Source organism: Streptomyces yunnanensis (genome assembly GCF_029011865.1).
Taxonomy (GTDB): Bacteria; Actinomycetota; Actinomycetes; order Streptomycetales; family Streptomycetaceae; genus Streptomyces; species Streptomyces yunnanensis.
Map to the genome: position 1 here is coordinate 4037091 of NZ_CP095749.1, position 23289 is coordinate 4060379.

At 72.6% G+C, this 23289-nt stretch carries 13 protein-coding genes; all 13 read left to right on the forward strand.

Annotated elements, in window-relative coordinates:
* Window positions 1-32: 32 nt before the first annotated feature.
* Genes MOV08_RS17285 through MOV08_RS17345 form a run of 13 tightly spaced genes read left to right on the forward strand, consistent with a single transcriptional unit; the run spans window position 33 to window position 23230 of the window.
* Entirely contained in the window at window positions 33-2132 is a 2100-nt protein-coding gene (locus MOV08_RS17285) for an ATP-binding protein (RefSeq protein ID WP_420834298.1), read from the forward strand.
* Entirely contained in the window at window positions 2123-2551 is a 429-nt protein-coding gene (locus tag MOV08_RS17290; protein WP_275307972.1) for a hypothetical protein, read from the forward strand. The genes MOV08_RS17285 and MOV08_RS17290 overlap by 10 nt, the downstream gene beginning before the upstream one ends.
* Window positions 2548-9663 (forward strand): eCIS core domain-containing protein, encoded by a 7116-nt coding sequence (locus MOV08_RS17295; protein WP_275307973.1) that lies wholly within the window; start codon window positions 2548-2550, stop codon window positions 9661-9663. The genes MOV08_RS17290 and MOV08_RS17295 overlap by 4 nt, the downstream gene beginning before the upstream one ends.
* A 23-nt stretch (window positions 9664-9686) precedes the next feature.
* Window positions 9687-10286 (forward strand): HEAT repeat domain-containing protein, encoded by a 600-nt coding sequence (locus MOV08_RS17300; RefSeq protein ID WP_275307974.1) that lies wholly within the window; start codon window positions 9687-9689, stop codon window positions 10284-10286.
* Window positions 10287-10293: 7 nt separating this feature from the next.
* Window positions 10294-10968 (forward strand): hypothetical protein, encoded by a 675-nt coding sequence (locus MOV08_RS17305; RefSeq protein WP_039633562.1) that lies wholly within the window; start codon window positions 10294-10296, stop codon window positions 10966-10968.
* A 3-nt stretch (window positions 10969-10971) separates the two neighbouring features.
* Window positions 10972-11358 (forward strand): LysM peptidoglycan-binding domain-containing protein, encoded by a 387-nt coding sequence (locus MOV08_RS17310; RefSeq protein ID WP_275307975.1) that lies wholly within the window; start codon window positions 10972-10974, stop codon window positions 11356-11358.
* Complete coding sequence (locus MOV08_RS17315) at window positions 11351-12496, forward strand: hypothetical protein (protein WP_039640982.1); 1146 nt, start codon at window positions 11351-11353, stop codon at window positions 12494-12496. The genes MOV08_RS17310 and MOV08_RS17315 overlap by 8 nt, the downstream gene beginning before the upstream one ends.
* Window positions 12497-12555: 59 nt before the next feature.
* Entirely contained in the window at window positions 12556-13080 is a 525-nt protein-coding gene (locus MOV08_RS17320) for a phage baseplate assembly protein V (RefSeq protein WP_039633566.1), read from the forward strand.
* A 53-nt stretch (window positions 13081-13133) separates the two neighbouring features.
* Window positions 13134-13466 (forward strand): hypothetical protein, encoded by a 333-nt coding sequence (locus MOV08_RS17325; protein WP_275307977.1) that lies wholly within the window; start codon window positions 13134-13136, stop codon window positions 13464-13466.
* Window positions 13463-13855 carry a GPW/gp25 family protein gene (locus MOV08_RS17330; protein WP_039633569.1) on the forward strand — a complete coding sequence of 131 codons (393 nt, stop codon included), beginning with the start codon at window positions 13463-13465 and terminating at the stop codon, window positions 13853-13855. The genes MOV08_RS17325 and MOV08_RS17330 overlap by 4 nt, the downstream gene beginning before the upstream one ends.
* On the forward strand, window positions 13852-17082 hold the full coding sequence (locus MOV08_RS17335; RefSeq protein ID WP_275307978.1) for a putative baseplate assembly protein: 3231 nt from the start codon (window positions 13852-13854) through the stop codon (window positions 17080-17082). The genes MOV08_RS17330 and MOV08_RS17335 overlap by 4 nt, the downstream gene beginning before the upstream one ends.
* The gene (locus tag MOV08_RS17340) at window positions 17079-21020 is read left to right on the forward strand and encodes a putative baseplate assembly protein (protein WP_275307980.1); all 3942 of its coding nucleotides are present in this window, start codon (window positions 17079-17081) and stop codon (window positions 21018-21020) included. Before MOV08_RS17335 ends, MOV08_RS17340 begins: the two co-directional genes overlap by 4 nt.
* Entirely contained in the window at window positions 21017-23230 is a 2214-nt protein-coding gene (locus MOV08_RS17345; RefSeq protein ID WP_275307981.1) for a hypothetical protein, read from the forward strand. The genes MOV08_RS17340 and MOV08_RS17345 overlap by 4 nt, the downstream gene beginning before the upstream one ends.
* Window positions 23231-23289 lie beyond the last annotated feature (59 nt).

Consider the following 23289-nt stretch of genomic DNA (forward strand, 5'->3'; position numbering starts at 1 on the left):
GCGCGGTGCGGGGAACGGGGGCGGAGAAGGAGATGGCGGCCGGCGGCAGCGGCGGGAACGGGCCGGGGGCGGCGGACGGGCGGACGTCCGGCGAGGCGGACGGCGCGGCCGACGGCGCAGCGGACGGCGCGGCGCTCTCCGCGGCCGTCCGGGCCGTCCTCGCGCGCCTGGACGCGCACGCGGCCCGCACCCAGGGGAACCCGGCGGGCGCGGGGACGGAGGCGGAGGCGGAGGCGGAGGCGGAGGCGGAGGCGGAGGCGGACACCGGTGCGGGTGCACCCCCCTCCCCGCACGCCCTCGGCGCCCTCGGCGCCCTCGGCACTCTCGACGCCCTCGCTGCGTGCTTCGGGCTGACCCCCTTCGAGCGGGAGGTCGTGCTGCTCACCGCCGCCGCCGAGCTGGACCCGACCACCGGCGTGCGCTGCGCCGCCGCCTGCGGCGATCCGGCCCGCCCGTACCCCACGTTCTCGCTCGCCCTGGCGGCGCTCGGCGACCCCCACTGGAGCGCCCTCACCCCGGTCGCCCCGCTGCGCCGCTGGCAGCTGGTCGAGCTGGACGACGCGACCCACCTGACCACCGGCCGGCTGCGGCTCGACGAGCGCATCCTGCACTTCCTGGCCGGCGCGCCCTACCTGGACGCCCGGTTGCACGGCCAACTGCGCCGCACCGTCCCGCCCGAGACGCTGCCGCCCGCCTACGAGACGGCCGCCCGGCGGGTGGCGGCCGGCTGGGCGGGCGCCGGCCCCGACGCCCCGCTGCGCGTCGAACTGGTCGGTGGGGATCTGCGCACCCGCGCCGACATCGCGGCCACCGCGGCCCGCCGCTGCGGGCTCGGCCTGTACTCCATGGCCGCCGAGGACATCCCGGCCGACCCGGCCGCGCGGGACCGGCTGGCCCGGCTCTGGCAGCGGGAGGCGATCCTGCTGCCGGCCGCGCTGCTCGTCGAGGTTGGCGAGCTGGACCGCGAGCAGTACGCCGCCGCGGACGCCTTCGTCGCGGGTGCCGCCGTCCCGCTGGTCGTCTCCGGCCGGGAGCCGCGGCAGACCGGCCATCCGCGTGGCGAGCGGGTCACCGTCCCCAAGCTCTCCGACGAGGAGCAGCTGGGCCTGTGGGCCGACGCCTTCGCCGGCATCCCGGAGGTGACGGACCGTCACCTAGCCGCCCTTGTCGCGCAGTTCCACCTCCCCCCGCACGTCGTCCGCACCGCCGCCGCATCCGTCCGGCGCGACCTTCCCGTGGCCTCCGCCACCTCCGCCACCGCCGACGCCGTCGACGCCGCCGAGCTGGCCTGGCGGGCCGGCCTCGCCGAGGCGCGGATGGGCCTGGACGAACTGGGCCGCCGCATCGAGCCGCGGGCCGGCTGGCACGATCTCGTGCTGGCCGACCGCCAACTGCGCGTCCTCCAGGAGATCGTCGCGCATGTCCGCCAGCGCGGCACCGTCTACCAGGACTGGGGCTTCGCGCAGGCGCTGCGCAGCGGCCTCGGCGTCACCGCGCTCTTCGCCGGCGGCTCCGGCACCGGCAAGACCCTGGCCGCCGAGGTGATGGCCAAGGAGCTGGGCCTGGACCTCTTCGTCATCGACCTCTCCCAGGTCGTCAGCAAGTACATCGGCGAGACGGAGAAGAACCTCAGCCGGGTCTTCGACGCCGCCGAGCGGGGCGGGGCGCTGCTCCTGTTCGACGAGGCGGACGCGCTGTTCGGCAAGCGCAGCGAGGTCAAGGACAGCCACGACCGCTACGCCAACCTGGAGGTCAGCTACCTCCTGATGCGCATGGAGGCGTACCGCGGCCTGGCCGTCCTCACCACCAACATGAAGAAGGCCCTGGACTCGGCCTTCATGCGCCGCATCCGCTTCGTCGTCGACTTCCCCTTCCCCGGGGAGAAGGAGCGGGCGGAGATCTGGCGCCGGGTGCTGCCCGCCCAGGCCCCGACGAAGGGCATCGAACCGTCCCTGCTGGCCCAACTCACCGTCGCCGGCGGATCGATCCGCAACATCGCGCTCTCCGGCGCCTTCCTCGCCGCGGAGGAGGGCGACCGCCTCCAGATGCGTCACATGCTGGCCGCGGCGCGCACCGAGTACCTGAAGCTGGAACGCTCTCTGACGCCGTCGGAGGTCCACGGATGGGTCTGAAGCACGAGGTCGGCAACGCCGTGGCGCGGGAGTCCGCGGCACCGGAGTCCACGGTGCGGGAATCCGCGGCACCGGAGTCCACGGTGCGGGAGTCCGTAGCACCGGAGCCCACGGTGCGGGAGGCGGGGGCGCCCGCTCCCCGCACCTTCCGCATCGACATCGGCGAACTCGTCCTGGACGGCTTCGACGCCCGGACCACCGACCCGGACCGGGTATCGGCCGCGTTCCAGGCCGAGTTGACCCGTCTCGTACGGGACCGCGGCGTGCCCCTGGCCGCGGCCGGCGACGGCTCGGGCCTCGCCCTCGACGGGCTCGCCGGCCTGCCGCCGCTCCCGGCCACCACGCACCCCGTACGGCTGGGCGAGGCGCTGGCCCGCGCGGTGCACGCGGGGCTGACCGGACGGGGGGAGGCGCGATGAGCAGCTCTTCCCAGTCCGCCGCCCAGTCCGGCCAGTCCGGCCAGTCCGCCCGCGACGCACGGCGCCGCAAGCGCAAGGAGCGGTCCGCCAGGTCCGCCGCCCCCGAGCCCAAGAACATCGTCAGCGGCGCCGGCCAGCCCCTCGACCTCAGCGTCCGCCGCGAGCTGGAGGAGCGGCTCGGCCACGACTTCAGCCGGGTCCGCCTGCACACCGACCGCGACTCCGGGCAGCTCGCCGAGCTGATGGGCGCCGACGCCTTCGCCGTCGGCCAGGACATCTTCTTCCGCGAGGGCACCTACCGCCCCGGCACCGCCGACGGCCAACGCCTCCTCGCCCACGAACTCCTGCACACCGTCCAGAACCCGCACGGCCTGGGCGCCCTGCGCGCCGGCCGCGACCTGGGCACGGTCAGCCTCCCCCAGGAGGCCGTCGAACGCGAGGCGGAGTCCGCGGCCCAGGAGTCCCTCCGCTCCGCGATGCTCGGCGCCACGCGCGGGGACGACCCGGCGGCGGAGGTGGCACCGGGCCGCTCCACACCGGGCTGGCTCCGCTACGCCACGGTGGACGCCGACCGCCACCGCCTGGAACTGATCGACCCGGCAACACTGGTGGACCGCCTGGCCAATGGGGTACTGCGGTCGTTGCGGGGGGATCCGGAGGATCGGTCCAAGCGCGCCCGGATGCAACTGGCCCAGCTGCCCGACGAGTTGCAGGAAGCGGTCCTGGAACGGCTGGAGCGGCGGCTGCTCAGCTCGGAGCAGGAGCGACTGCTCGACCTCGTCGAGGAGATCGAGTCCGACGACGAACTGGAGCGCAGTTCGCTCGATGCGCCGATGGTCGAGACGGACCCCGCCGAGGAGTTGCGGTTCACGCGCGAGAGCGAGCGGCGGGCCGCGGAGGAGCAGCGGGAGCAGGAGCGGAAGCCGGGCCTGGCGCCCGGGCCGGAGAAGGACGAGCAGGAGGCGGCGGGTGCCGCAGGGAGCACCCCGCGGAACGGCGGGACCCGGGCGGACGGCACCACTCCGCAGGGCGGCGAAGCCCCGGGCGGGCCCGTCGCACAGGACCGGAACGCCGGCCGCGGCGGGCAGGCGGAGCAGCAGCCCGGCGGCGGGGGCACGGCCCCGGCGAACGCTTCCCCGGCGCCGGGTGCCGCACCTGCGCAACCGGCGGCGGAGTCCGCGCCCGCGGCGCCAGGCGGTCGGCCGGCGGACAAGGCGGCCGGCGGTGAGCAGTCCGCCGACGGGAAGTCCTCCGGCGGCGCGCAGGAGGGCGGGCAGCAGGCCGGCGGCAAGGAGGACAGGAAGGACGCCGCGGCCGACGGCAAGGAGGGCACCGAGCGCGCGGGCACGCCGGTGGCCAGCAAGGAGGAGTCCGCGGCCAAGAACCGTCCGGGCGCGGTCGATGCGCTGGTGGCGGGCAAACAGCTGAACCCCGCGGACAAGCGGGGGCAGGAGAAGCCCTCGGGCGCGCCGTCGGCGGCGGGGGCCCAGGCGCAGCAGCCCGGCGCGGTGAGCACCCTCGACGGCGTCCGCACCCAGGACCTCGAAGGTCCGGACGAACACGTCGACGAGGACCCGTTCGGCACCGGCAGCGAGTCCGAGGTGGACGTCGGCGGCGGGGAGCCGAGCGCCTGGGACGTCACGCTGCAGCCGGACGACTACCTCCCCGCCCAGGATCCGGACGTGTCCGCCGTGCCGACCGCGGACACCCTGGCCCCGTCCTCGCCCGACGGCCGGGCGGCCCCGTCGCTCCCGGCTCCCCCGGTGACCAAGGCCGACAAGGTGCAGGCGGAGCGCGACGCCGAGGACGCCGAGGACACGGCGGCGGAGGCCGATCCCGAGGAGGGCGTCGACGAGGCGCCCGCCGGTGCGGAGACGGCGGCCGAGACGGACGCCGCGGGACCGGGCGGTGGGACGGAGGAGCTCGCCCCGGATCGGGCCGCCGAGGCGCGGACTGCGCCCGGCACCACGTCGAAGGACCCCAAGAGCGGAGCCGACCCCAAGGCCGGTCCGGTGGCCGCGCAGGTGACGGTCCAGGAGGCGCCGGGCCGGCCGAAGGGCGGCGGCGAGGCCAAGGAGCCGGCGGCCAAGGCGGAGCAGGGCACGCCGGCCGCGGGCGACGCGCCGGGCGCCGGGCAGGAGAAGGGGGCCCCGCAATCGGCCGGCAAGCCGGCGGCGGCGCAGTCCGCGGGCAGCGGTGAGCAGAAGCAGGCCACGGCGGCACCGGCGGACAAGGGCGAGGCCGCGGGCGGTACCCAGACGTCGTCGCCGGGGCGCGACAGCCACGTCTCCGGCGGGTCCAACGCCGACGCCTCCGGTGGGGCGAGCGCGGACGCGGCTGCCGGGGCGCAGCGCGAGCCGTCGGGCGCGGGGGCCGAGTCCCGCGCGCAGGCGCCGGCGGAGAAGAGCGCCCCGGCGGGTGGGGAACACGGCAAGGGCGGTGCGGCGCCGGCGGCGGCTCAGCAGCCGGCCAAGGGCGCTCCCGAGGCTCCGGCGGCGGCCGCACCGCCGCCGGGACCTGCGGCACCGGCGGCACCGGCGGCCAAGGAGCAGCAGGCGCCCAGGGCGGCCGGTGCTGCGCCCTCCGCCAAGGGCGGGGGCGGCGGGGGCGGCGGCAGTGCGGCCGTGCCCGTGAAGAAGGCCAAGAAGGACTCCGGGCCGGCCCCGAACCTGTCGAACGTCTCCCCCGAGGCCGGCCTGTCGACCGCGTCGAAGCTCAAGCCGCACAAGGCACTTGAGGCCATGGGCGGGGTGGGCGGCTCGGTGGACCGCACGGTCGGCGACGAGCACAAGGCACTGGCCGCGGCACCGCCGTCGATGCAGCGCCCGGCCGGTGCGCCACAAACGCTCCAGGGCAAGCCGAAGGCCGACGCACCGGCCCAGTACGACCAGAACCCGGCGCAGAAGAGCGACGCACCCGGCGTGGACAAGGCCGAGGTCAGCGGCGCCAAGGAGCCGGAAGGCCAGATCGAGGCGGAGAAGGCCGAGGAGCCGGGCGGCTGGCAGACCTTCAAGATGGCGCTGGGCTTCGGCATCGGGTGGGTGGCCGAGAAGCTCGGCTTCAAGGTCGACAAGCAGGAGCTGGCCGCCAAGTTCGCCGGGCTGCCCACGAAGGACGAGGCGCTCAAGAAGGCCCAGGCGGGCAACGCGCCGGGCGTGCAGATGCAGGGCGCCGCCGGGGAGAAGGCCGACGAGCAGGGCGGCGCCGTCGACGCCAAGGGCCAGGACACCGTCGCGACCGGCCGGGACGACGCGGGCCGGCCGATGGGCGAGGACCAGGTCTACCCGGACGCCCCCAAGGAGCAGATGACCGCCAAGGTGCCCGGTGCCCAGGGCGGCAAGGGCGGCGGGCCGCAGGGGGCGGCGAACACCGGGGCGGTACCGCCCGAGGCGGCCTCGGAGGTGGCCGAGCACGACCGGGGCCCCCAGTTCCAGGCCGCGTTCAGCGACGGTCAGAAGGACATGTCCAAGGGCCGTCAGAAGAAGGACCAGGACTTCCGCGACTCCCAGGAGAAGCACAAGAAGCAGGTCGACACCGAGGTCGACGGCAACACCAAGAGCCAGGCGGACGAACGCCAGAAGGCGATGAGCGAGGTCACCGACCACCGCTCGGACTGGCGCAAGGAACAGGACACGGAGCTCAAGAAGCTCGGCGACAAGAAGACCGAGCGGCACGACAAGGTCCGTAAGGACGTCAAGGACAAGGAGGAGAAGACCGACAAGGACGCCACGAAGGAAAAGGACGACGGCGACAAGAAGATCCAGGACAAGAACACCGAGGCCGAGAACGACGCGAAGAAGAAGCGCGACGACAGCGTCAACGAATCGGGCAACTGGCTTTCCAAGGCGTTCGACTGGATCAAGCAGAAGGTCATCGAGATCAAGAACGCGATCGTCGATGTCATCAAGCGGGCCCGCGAGGCCGTCGTCGGCTTCATCAAGCACTTCAAGGAGACGGTCGAGCGCTGGATCAACGAGGCGCGCCAGTTCATCGCGGACGCCATCAAGACCCTGATCAACGATCTGATCGAGTTCGCCGTGGCCATGGTCCGCGCGGTCATCGAACTGGCCCTGCGCATCCGCAAGATGATCGCCGAACTCATCTCCGCCGCGATCGCCCTCGTCAACAAGCTCGCCACGATGCTGAAGAAGGCCCTCTCCGACCTTCTCGACGCCCTGGGCAAACTGCTCAGCGGCATCCTCGACATCCTCAAACAGGTACTCGACGAAGCGATCAAGCAGGTCATCGGGGCCATCAAGGCGGTCCTGGACTTCGCGTCCAAGCTCCTGAGCGCGCTCGGTGACTGGATGCTGATCGCGGTCGACTTCCTCTCCGACCCGGGCGGTTGGCTCAGCGGCGCCAAGAACTCCGCGGTGGACGGCGCCAAGAACCACCTCTTCCGCGAGATCTCCAGCGCGGTCAAACAATGGTTCAAGGACAAGATCCAGGAAATCATCGGCGTCCCGAAGGCCATCCTGGACAAGCTCCTCAACGGCGGCTTCAAACTCGACGACATCGTCAAGGAAGCCTGGGACGCGGTCCTCCCCCAACTCCCGCTCATCATCGGCGAACTGGTCATGACCAAGATCGTGGCCAAGCTGATTCCGGGGGCCGGCTGGGTGATGGCGGCCATCGACGCCATCCGCACCGCGTGGGGCGCACTGAGCGCCATCCTGCGCGCACTGTCCATGGTCCTCGACTGGCTGAAGGCGGTCCGCGCGGGCGGCGCCGGCATCCTCTTCGCCAAGGCCGTCGCGGCGGGCGTGGTGGCTCTCCTCGAAACCCTCTACCAGTGGCTGCTGAACGGCATCGGCAAGTACGTCGCCAAGGTCGGCCAGCGCCTCAAGGGCGTCGCCGCACGCCTCGGCAAGGGCTTCGGGAAGGAAGGCCGCGGCGGCCCGAAGGGCGCGGCCGGCGAGGGCTCAGGCGGCAAGGGCAAACCCGGCGACAAGAAGCCCCGGACCGCCGACACCCCGACCAGGGAACCGGCCCCGAAGTCCGCCGGTGCCCCGACCACCCGGCCGACGACCACCAAGCCCCACGAGGGCAAACCGGGCCAGCGACCGGGCGAGAAGCCGGCCGCCGCCAAACCGGGCGCCGACAAGCCCCCGTCCAAACCCGGCGAAACCCCGGAACGGCCGGCCGCCGGCAAGCCCAAGACCCCCACCGACGAGCCCAGGAGGCCCGCCGGCAACGACAAGAACGGCAAGCCCAGGGCCAAGGCCGACGAGACCCCCGACACCCGCCCCACCCCGTCCGCCAAGCCCAAGCCCGAACCGGAACCCCGCCCCAAGCCCAAGCAGGATCCGGAGCCCAAACCCAAGCCCAAGGACGACGGAAAGCCCGGCACCAAACCCAAGGAGGACGAGCCCGGATCCAACAGGCCCAACAAACCCAAGGAAGAAGACCCCACCAGGCCCAAGCCCAAGGACGACAAGGACACCCCCGGCAAACCCAAGCCCGACAAGGACGGCGACCACCCCCACAAGCCCCACGACAAACACCCCGACCGCGACCCCAAGAACCCCCGACACAAGCCCGACAAGGACCACGACCCACACGACCCCAAGAAGCCCAAGGAAGACCACAACAAAAACCCCAGACACAAGCCCGACGAAAAAGGCCCGCACAAGCCCAAGGACGACCACCCGAAGAACAAGGACCCCAAAAAAGAAAAGCAGGACAAAAAAGACAAGAAAAAAGAGGACGAAAACAAGAAGGATTCGAAGGATCAGCGCCTGGCTCGCATCATGGCTCGCTTGCGTCCTTCCCTTGACCGGACCCTGCACAAGGGAGTGCGCCGCCCCATCCTCAAGGCACAGCTTGTCGGGTACCGAGCGTGGTACAGACTGACATCGCTCACTGTCCAGGGAGCGGGCAAGTTCGCCATCAGGGCAGTTCTCAACCCAGAGGCCGAAATCGCCGGCGTCACGCTTGATCGAGACGAACTCCTGCAATACATCCGCGAACTGGCGGACGAAGTCCAGAACTCCAAGCGCCGAACCGGGGCGGCAGCCGGTATACCGGATCCCGTCAATGGTGAGATGCCGTTCAGCGGATCCACACAGGCCGCAGGACTCCCACAGAAACTCAAGTCTCTCGCCCTTCGAAGCGGCGAGAGTGTATCCGTACACGACAGTGAAACCGGCGGGCGAGTACGGATCGAACAGAAGGGGGGACCCCAGAACAAGTACGTGATACAGGAAGAGGGAAATTCACAGCATCAAATTCCCGACAAATACAACACCATGGTCGCCGGGAAGAGTGAGGCCGAACAACAGGCCATCTCACGAGTGATGTACGAAGATCTCAGAGGAGCCAGCCCTAACGACGGTAGCAAGATTCCCGAGAGTCAGAAGATGTTCTTCAGGGGACTGGCCGCCGTGGAAGAGGGGCGCTCTCAGAGCGACCTGGTATACCGAGCAATGGCCTACTCCGCCCCCTTCATGAAGGAGGAACAGCGCAAGCGACCCGGGGGAGAAAGGATCGACACCCTTCACTCGTCACTGAACCTGTTGCCGATGGCCCCCGGAGGCGCCCAGGCGAATGCTCGAATGCTCAACCTCTACTACGATTACGAACGCCTACGGAAGAGCGGAATGCCGGCAGAGGAACTCGCCTCCGTCATGAAGCGCAAGAGCCGGGACGCAGGCCTCACCGGGCCGGACATTCAATCCATGACCGCACGGACAGGGCGACCGACCCTAAGGGCAGACGCGGCGCGCCTCCACGGCAAGGAAGAGGCAAACGAGACCTTCCGGAAGAAGATTCCACATAACTGGGAAGGCAATCAGCGGAAACGGAGAGACGGCACCATCGTAAAAGGTACCGTTGATCGGGAAGAGGGGAGAGCCGCCGCAGCCACCTGGCAGGAATGGGAGCAGGCCTACATCGAACGCACCTGGGACCGGGTGACAGGCGGCACCAATCCTCGTCGCCTCAACATGTCGCCTGGCGCGACAAATATGGCCGACTCCGAGGTCAGATTTCTTACGGCATGGGCAAACACTCTAGACCTCGACTTCAAGGACAAAGGTGACGAGGAGGCCCAGAAGAAGGCACTGTTCGCCCATATAAGAAAATTCATACTTGAGGCCTACGGAGTGTCGTAGGAACCACGCAGAAGGAAGCACGCATGGGCGACGACCCCACCACTCAAGAACGCTTGAGCCAACGCTTGGTCCTGAAGGACGAAGTGAGCATTCAGCAGCTTCAAAGCTTCGCGGAGGCGCAGGGTTGGCACTACGCCGGAATGCTGGACAGAGACCCGGACAGGAAGATCTATCGGGAATTGAAATGGGAGGTGGGAGACGGAACTTCGATTCACTATGTCGAGGATGAGTTCGCCGACGAGCGGTTCGTCATGGCCATGGGCGACAACACCGAAGGCAGGAACCGAACATTGACGACCGTGTCGTCCGGAGTCGAAGTCTGGGAACTGGAGGATTTGCTGTACGAGGTCTCCGGTGCCGCCTATCCGGCAGGCCGCTCGCGAGCAGTCATGCGGCTGGGCGTAGGGGCGCCGCTGGAGGCTGACGAGTCGGTCGTGAGTCGAATTTCCCGCGCTTCACAGGACCCGGACAAAAGAGTGAGGAAGGCCGCAGTGTGGGCTATCGCCTACACCGACTGGCCGGAGTTTCGCCCCACCCTGGAACGATTCATCCAGCAGGAGGAGGACGCCCAGCTAGCACATTCGGCATCTCTGATCCTGCAGAGCCTCGGAGATTCGGAGTGAGGAAACCATGACCCGCTACGCCGACATCCCCAAACCCATTCGTTCCGGGATCGTTGTGGTTGATCCCGAGCTCGGTGTTCCGCAGCGGATCATCGTGTTGCAGTTCAATCCGGACACGTTGGAGCGGCAGGTGGCGCCGCAGGCGGCCGGGGGTGAGGGCGACAGTGGTGGGGGCGGGGGCGGGAGTGGTGGAGGGGACCGGAACGAGGCGCTGCGGCTCAAAGGGCCCGCGCAGGAGACGTGGAAGTTCACCGCGGAGATCGATGCCACCGATCAGTTGGACGTAGCGGCGCCGGAGGGGATTCATCCGGAGTTGGCGGTGCTGGAGATGTTGGTGCAGCCGACGACCGCGCAGTTGCTGGCGGCGTCGAAGTTGACCAAGAAGGGGACCATCGAGATCAGTCCCATCGAGATGCCGTTGACGCTGTTCACGTGGGGGAGCAAACGCATCATGCCGGTGCGGTTGACGGAGTTGTCGGTCAATGAGTCGGCGTTCGATGTGAATCTCTGTCCGATACGGGCCTCACTGAGCATCGGGCTGAAGGTGTTGACGGTGAGTGATCTGCCGGCCGGGCATCCCGGGGCGGCGCTGTATCTCGCGCACCTGGCGCAGAAGGAGCAGTTGGCCCGGCGGGCGCGGGGCGGCACGTTGGCGCAGTTGGGGCTGGGGAGGGGGATCTGAGGCGTGGGCATCGAACCGTACGAGAGTGCGTTGGACGACGTGCCGGGGGCGCATCCGTATCCGCGGAGCAGTCGGTATGCGGGGATCGACATCGGGGTGCACACCCTGCCCGACGGGACCGAAGTGCGGTATGCCAGACGGAGGTTGTTGCCGTCGTTGGCACAGGCCGCGGAGGACGCCGTGCCGCATGTCGTCGGCAGCGGGGAGCGGGCCGATCAGCTGGGGCAGCGGTATTTCGGGGATCCGGGGCAGTGGTGGCGGATCGCCGATGCCAATCCGGTGCTGGAGCCACGGGAGTTGACGGCGGAGCCCGGGGTGGAGATAGCCGTGCCGTTGCCGGGCGGGTTCACCGGGGGTGTCGGCGGCGGGCCGGGGGTGCGGCATGGCTGAGGGGGACGAGCCGGTCGGGCGGGGGCCCCTTCACCTCTCGCTGTACATGGGGCCGAAGTCGGCGCGGCTGGTCCCGCAGGAGGTGGTGGAGGCGCTGTTGTCCGCGCAGATCACCAGTACGGCCGGTGAACGGAGCGGGTTTCAGCTGGCGTTCGACCTGACGAAGAAGGGGGCGATCGTCGAGCGGTTGCTGCCGGAGGGGTTCTTCGATCCGAAGACGCGGGTCATCGTCACCGTTGCCCTCAAGGGGACGCCGGTGGTGTTGCTGGACGGCGTGATCGTGCGGCAGGAGGTGGGGAGCAGCAACCATCCCGGGCAGAGCACGCTGACGGTGACGGGTGAGGACCTGACGCTGTTGATGGATCTGGAGGAGCGGACGGCCCGCTATCCGAATCTGGCGCCCTCGCAGCGGGTCGAGCGGATCCTGTCCCAGTACGCCGATTACGGGATCGATGCGCGGATCATCAGGGAGCAGATTCCGCAGCCGCCGCGGGAGCAGGTGCGGGTCGACTACCAGACGGGGACGGATCTGCAGTACGTGAACGAGCTGGCGCGGGCCAACGGGTACACGTTCTATCTGGAGCCGGGTCCCGTGCCGGGGCGGTCGACGGCCTTCTGGGGGCCGGAGCAGCGGCTCGGGCAGCGGCAGCACGCCCTGAACGTGAACATGGACGCGAACTCGACCGTCGATCAGCTCACGTTCGCCTATGACGGGACGGCACGGGAAGAGCCGCAGGCCCGGGTGCAGGATCCCGTGACGCGGCAGGCGCCGTTGTTGGCGCAGCCCGACATCAGCCCGCTGCGGCCGCCGTTGGGGCTGCGGGGCTCGCCGGCGCTCAAGCGCAGGACGCTGAGCGGGACGGCGAAGATGGACGAGGGACTGGCGAAGGCAGAGGCGTTGGGGCGCGCCGCCACCAGTGCCGACGCCATTTCGGGGTCGGGGTCGTTGGATGTCACCCGGCACGGATATGTGCTCCGGCCACGGGAGTTGGTGGGCGTGCGGGGCGCCGGGGTCACGTATGACGGCGACTACTACGTGAAGTCCGTGACGCACAATGTGCGGCTCGGTTCGTACCTGCAGAACTTCACGTTGTCCAGGGAGGGGCTGATCGCCCGCAGCGGCACCGTTCGGCCCTAGCCGCACCCGCATCCGTCACCTGTCACCCGTCCATGGGGACGTAAGGAGAGAAGCCGCGCATGGCTGCTGCACCGAACAACCGCTTCCTCGGCAAATTCCGGGGCCGGGTGGCGGCGAACGACGACCCGATGGGAGTCGGGAGGTTGAAGGTCCAGGTCCCGGACGTGTTGGGCGACGAGGTGTCGACCTGGGCACTGCCGTGTTTCCCGTTCACCGGTGAGCAGGCCGGGCAGGTGGTGGTGCCGTCGGTCGGGGCCGGTGTGTGGGTGGAGTTCGAGCAGGGGGACCCCAGCTTCCCGGTGTGGGTGGGGTGTTGGTACGGGCGGCGGGAGGAGTTGCCGGAGGACGCGCGACGGGATCCGGCGATCTCGCGTCCGGTGGTGATCCAGACGCCGGGGAAGCACAAGATCGTGATGTCCGACGTGCCGACCGAGGGGATCTTGCTGGAGGCGCCGAGCGGCGCGTATGTGCGGATCGACGCCACCGGGGTCCACATCAACAACGGGCACGGGGCGTCGGTCTCCCTGGTCGGGGAGCACGTCGACATGAACGACGGCCGGCTGACCGTGCAGAGGAAACGCTGACGGGAACGGGGGTGGCAGGGCAGATGGCGAGCGGAAATCTCCTCCATGGCGGAATGGCCGTGGGATGTCCGCACGGCGGGCTGGTGGCGCAGGTCTCGGCCGGCGGCGCGGCGGTGCGGATCGACGGCGCGCCGGTGGCGACCGCCGCGGATCTCTTCACGGTGAGCGGGTGCGCGCATGTCGTGGCGGGGCGCCCGCAGCCCTGTACGAGTGTGCGGTGGGCGCCGGACGGCGGTGGCCGGGACGTGTGCGTCGACGGTGTGCCGGTGCTGCTGGACTCCACGGCGGCGATGTGTTTCAGCGCCGGGCTGGTGCCGCAGGGGCCGCCGGTGGTGGTCGCCGTCCATCAGGTGAGCGGAGCACGGCAGGGGGTCTTCAGCCGATGAGGGCGGCAGCAGGGCAGGTACGGCGGACGGACATCGCCTTCCCGTATCGCGTCGACCGGCGGGGGCGGACCGCGCACGCCCGTTACGACGCGCATGTGCGGGATCTGATCGAGCAGTTGCTGTTCACCAGTCCCGGCGAGCGGGTGATGCGGCCCGACTTCGGATGCGGGCTGCTGGATCTGGTCTTCACGCCGAACAGTCCGGAACTGGCCTCGGCCATCGAACTGTCCGTGCAGGCCGCGCTCCAGCGCTGGTTGGGCGAGCTGATCGAGGTGGAGTCGCTGGACGTGGTGAGCGAGGAGAACGTGGTGCGGGTGTCGCTGCAGTACGTGGTGCGCGCCACCGCCAGCCGCCGCGACGAGGTGTTCGAGGGGCGGGGGGCGGAATGACGGTCGCGGACACGGACGGGTCCGGGCGCCGGGCGCTGATCCGGGAGGCGAGGCGCAACGGTCTGGACGCGGTGGAGGTCGGCGAGGACGGGCGGACGCTCACCGTCACCTTCCTGGGGAAGGCGCCGCACGGGCTGCGTCCGGAGAACGTCCGGATCGACGGCGGGCGGCGGATATCCGGCATCGAGGCGCTGGAGATCGCCGTCGAGCGGGAGGAGGACCCCGAGCTCGACGACCGGCTGGTGGTGACGCTGGACCGGGCCGGTGACTTCTCGTCCTACCGGCTGTCGGTGGTGGAGACCGATCCGTACGGGCGGCCGGGCACCGCGCCGTTCCCCGGCTTCGACCAGCGGTACTTCTCGGCGGAGTTCTCGTTCCGGCCGAACTGCCCGACCCCGTTCGACTGCGTGGACGGCGACGGCGGCAGCGACGGGACGGGGCGGCTGCCGGACGCCGCCCGCCCGGCCGCCCCCGTCATCGACTACACCGCGCGGGACTACGACACCCTCCGGCAGGTCGTCCTGGACCGGCTGCGGCTGACGACCCCGGAGTGGGTGGAGCGGAATCCGGCCGACCTCGGGACGACGCTGGTCGAGCTGCTCGCCTATACCGCCGACCAGATCAGCTACCAGCAGGACGCGGTGGCCACCGAGGCGTATCTGGACACCGCGCGGCGCCGGGTGTCGGTCCGGCGCCATGTGCGGCTGATCGACTACCCGATGCACGACGGCTGCACGGCGCGGGCGTTCGTGGCGGTGGCGGTGGCGGCGGAGCTGACGCTGCTGCCGGGGACCTTCCGGTTCGCGGCCGTGGACCACCGCACTTACGGGCCGCGGGACCGGCCGGACCTCGGGGCGGTGCTCGACGACCGGGAACTGGCGGTGCTGGCCGAGCGCGGGGCGCTGGAGGTGTTCGAGCCGGTGGTGCGGGACGCACCGCTGCGGCTGCTGCCCCGGCACAACGCCATCGGGCTGTGGACGTGGGGCGGGGAGGTCTGCGGGCTGCCGAAGGGGGCCACCGCCGCCACCCTCACCGACGGCTGGGCCGACGAGGAGGGCGGGCAGCGGGAGTTGGCGCTGGCGCCGGGTGATCTGCTGCTCTTCGAGGAGGTCAAGGGAGCGCGGACCGGGACGCCGGGCGACCAGGATCCGACGCACCGTCAGGTGGTGCGGCTGACGTCCGTCACCCCGGCCGTCGACCAGCTCGTCGGGCAGCCCGTCCTGGAGGTCGCCTGGGCCGCGGAGGACGCGCTGGCGTTCCCGCTGCGGCTGTCGACGCGGGGCGGCCGGGACTGTGCGCCCGTCGCGGACGTGAGCGTGGCGCGCGGGAACGTGGTGCTGGTGGACCACGGGCGGACGCTGGACGGGGACGGGGACGACGGGCACGTCCCGGAGACCGTCACCGTGCCGCCGGTGCCCGCCGTGCTGGCGTCCTGCGACCCGCCGGCGTTCGGCTGCTGGGACGGCGGACACGGCGGCAACGAGGTCGGGCAGCTGGTGAACGACCTGATCGACCGGGCGGAGGGCGGCCGGGAGCTGTCCCCCGACGACGTCCGGCAGCTGTTCACCGCCGTCGGCGAGGAGGCCGCCGAGCGGGCCGGGATCGGGCTGGAGTCGGCCGGGCCGCGGGCCGAGAGGGTGCTGCCGGGCACGGCGTACGCGCAGGCCGCGGCGTTGCGGACGCTGCTGGCGCAGTCGGTGTACCCGGGGATCGTGCCGCGCTTCCGGCCGGTGCTGGGCCGGTCGCCGGTGGTCCAGGCGGTGCCGTTCCCGCAGCCGCGGTTCGTCGCGGCCGGGCAGGCGGAGCGGCTGGCGGCGATCCCGGACCGGGTGCGGGAGCGGCTGGTGGAGCTGTGGCGCAGCGCCCGCGACCACGACGGGCTGGACGAGGCCGAGATCGCCGAGCTGACCGTGCTGTTCGGGCCGAAGCCGCTGGAGGTCCTGGAGCCGGCCCGGCATCCGGTCCGGGCGCTGCGGGAGTTGCTGCACCGCAGTGCGCAGCTGCTGGACGGCAAGCTGCGGCGGCTGGCGGTGCTGGTGGCGCGGGCGCGGGCCGGGGCGGTGCTGGACGGGCGGACCGCGTGGGAGATCGCGCAGACCTGGGGGCCGGCGTACGCGGCCGGTCTGCATCCGGACGAGCCGGTGCTGCACGGCCCGGCCGCCGCCGTCCTCCAGGACCCGCGGGAGGCCCTGCCGGCGATCCGCCTGCGCGCGATCCCGGACACCGACGGGGACGACGGCGAGGGCACCGGGGACGCGACCGGGGCGGCGGACACCGACTGGGTCCCCCGCCGCGATCTGCTGCGCAGCGGTCCGCGCGACCGGCACTTCGTCGGGGAGCTGGAGGACGGCTGGAGGACGGCGCTGCGGTTCGGTGACGGGCGCTACGGGGCCCGGCCGGCGCCCGGCGGCCGGTTCGCCGTCCACTACCGGGTCGGCGGCGGCACGGCCGGCAACGTCGGCGCGGAGGCGATCGGCCATCTGGTCCTGCGGCGCGCCCCGGAGGAGTCCGAGGCCGCCGGGCCCCTCCCGGTGGCCGGGGTCCGCAACCCGCTGCCCGCGGTGGGCGGGGTCGAGCCCGAACCGGTCGAGCAGGTACGGCAGTTGGCGCCGTTGGACCTGAAGCGGGCCCGGCTGCGGGCGGTCACCGCGGAGGACTACGCGGCGCTGGCCGGCGAGCTGTCGGGCGTGCAGCGGGCGGCGGCGGAGATCCGGTGGGCCGGCAGCGTCCAGGAGGCGCACGTCGCCGTCGACGCGTACGGGACCGAGGACCCCTCGCCGGCCCTGCTGGACGCCGTCGGCTACGCGCTGGAGGGCTACCGCAGGATCGGGCACGACCTGGTGGTGCGGCCGGCGCAGTGGGTACCGCTGGACGTGGCGCTGGAGGTCTGCGCCGAGCCGGGGCATCAACACGGGCAGATCATGGCCGAGTTGTACCGGGTGCTGGGCCGCGGGGCGCTGTCCGGCGGGCGGCTGGGCTTCTTCCATCCGGACGCGCTGACGTTCGGGGAGCCGGTCCGGCTGAGCCGGCTGGTCGCGGTGGCCGCGGCGGTGCCGGGCGTCCGGAGCGTGGCGGTGACCCGGTTGCGCCGGATGTTCCATGAGGACCAAGGGGAACGGGAGGCGGGGGTGTTGCGGCTGGGGCCGCTGGAGATCGCCCGCTGCGACAACGACCCGGACCGGCCCGAGAACGGCCGGCTGGTCATCGAGCTCGGGGGTGGGCGATGACGGAGCACGAGACGACGGGCTGCGGCTGCGGCTGCGACGGGGCGGACGCGGGGGGCGGCGGGCACGACGAGCGCCGCGCCGACCCCGCGCTCTACAACCCGCCGGGCCGCGCCGCGCTGAACTACCGGGTCGGGGACCACGGTTCGTTCCTGGCCGCGATGGTGGACCGGCTGGCCTCGCCGGCCTATCCGGCGCTGCGCGGGCTGACCGTCCGCACCACCGACGACCCGTCCATCGGACTGCTGGACTCCTGGGCCGTGCTGGGCGACCTGCTGACGTTCCACAGCGAGCGGATCGCCGACGAGGGGTACCTGCGGACCGCCGACGAGCACCGGTCGCTGGCCCTGCTGGGCCGGCTGGTCGGGCACCGGCCGCGGCCGGGCGTCGCCGCCGACACCTTCCTCGCCTACACCCTGGACCGCGATCCGCGGGCCGGGGACCTGCCGGTGGTGATCCCGCGCGGGGCGCGCAGCCACAGCGTCCCGGCCGGGTCGGACGAGGAGGCACAGACCTTCGAGACCGACGAGGACCTGACGGCGCGCTGGGCGTGGAACGCGCTGGCGGTGCGGCAGCGGCGGCCCGCGCTGCTCACCGCGGACGACCTGAGGACCCGGCCGGAACTGCTGGTCGCGGGGACGTCCACGGGGCTGACCGTCGGCGACCGGCTGCTGTTCGACTTCGGGGCGCAGCGGGTGCTGCTGCCGGTGGCGTCGGTGCGGCCGGACCGCACGGAGGACGTGACCGGGCTGGGGCTGCCCCAGGCGGCGCCGGCCTCGCTGCCGGAGCTGATCACCGAGCTGCGGGCCTGGATCACCGAGCCCCCGCTGTCCACCGACCCCGACGACCCCGACTATCCGCCGCCGGCCACGCCACAAGTTCCCAACCCCCGCCCGATCAGCCGGTTCATCGCCGATTTCGACGCGCAGGTGCTGGCGCCGCTGCGGAAGGACCTGGACGGGATCGCCGACCCGGACGCGTTCGTCGCGCGGCTGGCCGGGCCGCACGAGCGGCTGGCGGAGGCGCAGGCGGTGGCGGCCGGCTATCCGGAGGTCGTCGCGTGGTTCGAGGAGCTCCAGGCGGTGGTGGGCGAACTGGCCCGGCGGGCCGGCCAGTTGGCCGGGGAGCCGCCGCAACCGCAGCCACCGGGGACGACGGCCCCCGCCGCGGGCCCCGACCCGGTCGCGGGCCCGGACGGAGACGCGGCCGACGCCGCTCCCTCCTTGCCCACCGCGCTCGCCGCCCTCGCCACCGTGCTGCCTGCGCTGCGCACCCGCGTCGTCCGCCCGCCGTCCGCCGCCCGGGAGGCCGCCGGCGACCCCCGGCGGGCGTTCGGCGCCGGCGCGGACCTGGGCGCGCGGCTGCTGTCCGCGCTGGACCCGCGGATCGGCGACGGCCTCTACCCGGCGTGGCGGCGGGCCACCGCGCCGGCCGCCACGCCGACCACCGCCACCGGCCGCCTCGCGCGGGCCGCGGAGAAGCCCCTGCTGCGCGCCCTCCTGGCCATGCGGGTCACCGCCACCCCGTTCGGGGCGACGGCGCCGTTGAAGTCCGTGCAGGACGACCGGGGCCGGGTCATCAGGACCGCGGACTGGCCGCTGACCGGCGCCGCGCTGACCACCATGCGGGTGGTGTTCGACACCGCGGGGAAGGTCCCGGTGCGGGCCGAGTTCCAGCACGCCGAGACCGGCAGTTCGGATCAGCGGGCGGAGAACCTGCCCGCCTCCGAGGTCGGCTTCGCGCTCGGCCCGGGCCGGGTCGAACTGCACAGCCGTACCGGCCAGGACCACGATCTGAGCTGGCTGGGCCGCCGCCCGGTGGACTCGCAGGAGCCGGGGGTCACCGCCCGGCTGCTGTCCGGGCTGCCGGAACGGACGTTGTTCGTCTCCCGGCCGGGCGAGGACGGCCGGATCCATGTCTCCGTCGACAACGGGTCCTCGCAGTCCTGGCAGCTGGCCCCCGGCGAGCACCGGCAGGTCACACAGGGCGGGTACGAGGTGCGGGTGCGGGTGGCGGCCGGCGGGGAGCCGCCGGGCGTGGAGATCGGGATCGCGACGGTCCCCGAGCCCGCCGACCGGCACGCACTGGCGCTGGACGCGGTGTACGACGGGATCACGGTCGGCAGCTGGGCGGCGATCGAGCGGCCCCGCAAGGGCGCGGACGGCCCGGACGGCATCCCGGGCGACAAGAAGCTGGCGTTCGTCACCACCCGGGTCACCGCGGTGCGCACCACGACGCACACCCAGTACGGGATCACCGGCCGGGGCACGCTCCTCACGCTGGCCGACCCGTGGCTGGACGAGCACGACGTCACCCTGGACGCGATCCGGGACACCACCGTGCACGCCGCGGGCCAGGACCTCCAGCAGGCCGACGACCCGGTGGGCGAGGACGTCCACGGCGACCGGCTGGAACTCGCCGAGCTGTACGACGGGTTGCGTCCCGGCCGCCGTCTGATCGTCTCCGGCGAGCGGACCGACATCCCCGGCGTGGCCGGGGTGCGGGGCACCGAACTGGCGGTGATCGCGGGCGTGGAACAGACCCTGGATCCGGCGCTGCCCGGGGACCGGGTGCACACCACGCTGACCCTGACCCGCGATCTGACGCACCGCTACCGGCGGGAGTCGGTCCGGGTACAGGGCAACGTCGTCCCGGCCTCGCACGGCGAGAGCCGCGACGAGGCGATCGGCAGCGGCGACGCGGCGCGCGCCAACCAGACCTTCGCGCTCTGGCAGTCGCCGCTGACCTGGTTGCCGTCCGACAACCCCCTGGGGGCCGTCCCGCAGCTGGAGATCCGGGTGGACGGGCTGCGCTGGCACCCGGTGGACAGCCTGGCCGGCCGCGGCCCCGACGAGCGGGTGTACGTCACCGGGACCACCGGTGGGAACACCTCCCGTTCGGCAGGAGCCGAGAGCGGGGGCAGCCGGACGACGGTGACCTTCGGCGACGGGGTGCACGGCGCCCGGCTGCCGACCGGCCACGACAACGTGCGGGCGCGCTACCGCTTCGGCACCGGCCGGGCCGCCAATGTCGCGGCGGACCGGATCACCCAGGCGGTCACCCGCCCGCTGGGCGTCACCGCCGTCACCAATCCGCAGCCGGCCACCGGCGGCGCGGACGCGGACGGCCCGGCGCTGACCCGGCGCACCATCCCGCTGGCGGTCTCCGCCCTGGACCGGCTGGTGTCCCTGGCGGACCACGAGGACTTCGCGCGCTCCCGGGCGGGCATCGGCCGGGCCGCGGCCCGCGAGGTGTTCGACGGCCGGCGGCAGGTGCTGCACGTGACGGTGGCCGGCGTGGACGACATCCCCATCGCACCGGACGCGGAGGTGCTGCGGGCGCTGCGCGCGTCGCTGGCGGAGTACGGCGACGGCCGGCTGCCGGTGCGGGTGGACGTCCACGAACCGGTGCTGCTGCTGTGCGCGGCGAAGATCAAGGTCGCGCCGGACCATGCCTGGTCGCTGGTCGAGCCGCGGGTCCGGCAGGCGCTGCTGGCCCACCTCGGCTACGACGGGCGGGAGCTCGGCCGGCCGGCGCAGCTGTCGGAGGTGCTGGCCGCCGCCCAGGCGGTGCCCGGCGTGGACTGGGTGGACGTGGACGCCTTCACCGGCGTCCCGGCGTCCGTCACCCCCGCCGAACTGGCCGCACTGACCGGCGAGTTGGCCGGTCCCGCCCGCACCTCGGTGGCGTCCCGGCTCGCCCGCTTCGACGAGCGGATCCACGAGGTCACCGCGGACGGCAGTCAGACCCTGACCGCCGTCGCCGCCCACTACGGCATCCCGCTGGCGGAACTCCTGCGCCTCAACCCCGACCTCACCGACACCCGCCCGCTGCCCAAGGGCCGCGCGGTCTGTGTCTTCCGCGGCATCCGGCCGGCCCAACTCGCGCTGTTCTCGCCGCGGGTCGCGGACACGCTGATCCTGACGGAGGAGATCCGATGACCACCAACAGGGAGCCGGACGGGCTCGCGGAGCTGCTCCCGCAGTGGCACCGGCTGCGCGACTCCGAGGACCCCGCGCGGGGCGAGCCCCTGCGGGCGCTGCTGGCGGTGATCGCCGAGCAGGTGGACCGGGTCCGGGACGGCGTCGCCCAGCAGTACGACGACTGGTTCGTGGAGACCGCAGCGGAGTGGGTGCTGCCCTACCTCGGCGACCTGGTGGGCTACCGTCCGCTGCCCGGCTACGAGCGGGTGCTGGCCACCGGACTGCGGGACGGCGGACTGCCGGACTCCTCGCGGCGGCGGCTGGCGGAGGCGCTGGCGCCGCGCCGCGACGTGGCCGCCACGGTCGGCAACCGGCGGCGCAAGGGCACCCTGGCGCTGCTGGAGGAGCTGTCCGAGGGGGTGGCGGGCTGGCCGGCGCGGGCGGTGGAGTTCTCCCGGCTGGTCGCCCACCAGCAGCCGGTGCGGCTCTACGGCTCGGCCACCGAGGCGGCCGACGCCCGACGGCGCGGGCGCGGCCGGCTGGTGGATGTCCGGGACGGCGCGGCGCTGGACCTGGCCGGCGGCCCGTTCGGCACCGTCGCCCGCTCGGTGGACGTGCGGCGGGTGGCCTCCCGCCACTCCCAAGGGGGGTACTCGCCGGCCGGGGTCGGACTGTTCGTCTGGCGGCTGAAGCCGTACGCGGTGACCCGGGCGCCGGCGTACTGCCTGGACCGGGCCCGCAACCTCTACACCTTCTCGATCCTCGGCAACGACACCCCGCTGGTGACCCGCCCGGAGCCGGAGCCCTCGGCGACCCACCTCGCCACGGTCGACAACGTCCCGGCGCTGATCACCCGCCGCCAGCTGCACGACCGGCTCGCGGACTACTACGGGCCGGGCAAGAGCTTCGTCATCCGGCGGGACGGCGAGGACCTGCCGGTCCCGCTCGCCGACATCGTCGTCGCCGACCTCGGCCAGTGGCGCTACCGGCCCGGACGCGGCCAGATCGCCGTCGACCCGGAACGGGGACGGATGGCGTTCGGCGCCCGCTCGGCGCCGCGGCAGGGCGTCTGGGTGGACTACCACTACGGCTTCGGCGACGACCTGGGCGGCGGGGAGTACGCCAGGGAAAGGGTGACCCCGCCGGACGCCGCCGTCTACCGCGTCGGCCCCGGCGCGCCGTTCCACCGGATCACGGACGCCTACGCGGCCTGGCAGCACGACCGGCGCTCCGGCGCCTGCGGCCCCGACGGCGTCATCGAGATCACCCACAGCGGCGCCTACCAGGAGCAGTTGGACTTCGACCTGGAGCCGGACGACCGGCTGGAGCTGCGCGCCGCCGAGGGCACCCGCCCGGTGATCCGGCTGCTGGACTGGTACAGCAACCGCCCGGACGCGCTCAACATCCGTGCCGTGGACGCGGAGTGCGCGCCCGGCCGGCGGCCCCGCATGGTGCTGGACGGGCTGCTGGTCACCGGCCGCGGCCTCAACGTCACGGGCCCGCTGGGGTCGTTGGTGCTGCGGCACTGCACCCTCGTGCCGGGCTGGTCGCTGGAACCGGAGTGCCACCCGGCCTCCCCCGAGGAGCCGAGCCTGGTCCTGGACCGCACGACGGCCTGCGTGGAGATCGACCGCACGATCCTCGGCACCATCGAGGTGATCGGCGACGAGGTGGGCACCGACCCGCTCCCGATCCATCTGCGCGACAGCATCCTGGACGCCACCGGCACCGACCGGGCGGCGCTGTCCGCACCGGACTGCCGGCACGCGCACGCGGAGTTGTCCGCGCACCGCACCACGGTCCTCGGCGAGGTGCACGTCCACGCGGTGCGGCTCGCCGAGAACAGCCTGTTCACCGGGCGGGTGCGGGTGGCCCGGCGGGGCGTGGGCTGTGTCCGCTTCAGCTACCTCCCGCCCGGGTCGCGGACCCCGCGCCGCTACCGCTGCCAGCCGGACCTGGTCGGCCCCGACGGAGCCGCCCGGGTCCGTCCGCAGCTGCGCAGCGAGCGCTACGGCACGCCGTGGTACGGGCAGTTGGCGGCGGGCGGCGGTGGGGGTGCCCCCGGCCCGTCCAGGGCTGGGGGAGAGATCGTCCGCGGCGCGGAGGACGGCGCGGAACTGGGCGCGTACCACGACCTCTATCTGCCGCAGCGCGCGGACAGCCTGCGGGCCCGGCTCGCGGAGTACACCCCGGCGGGCACCGACGCGGGGATCGTGTTCGTCACATGAGCCGCCGACCGCCCCAACTCCCGCCCACCAAGGGCCTGTTGCGCCGCCGCACCGCCCAC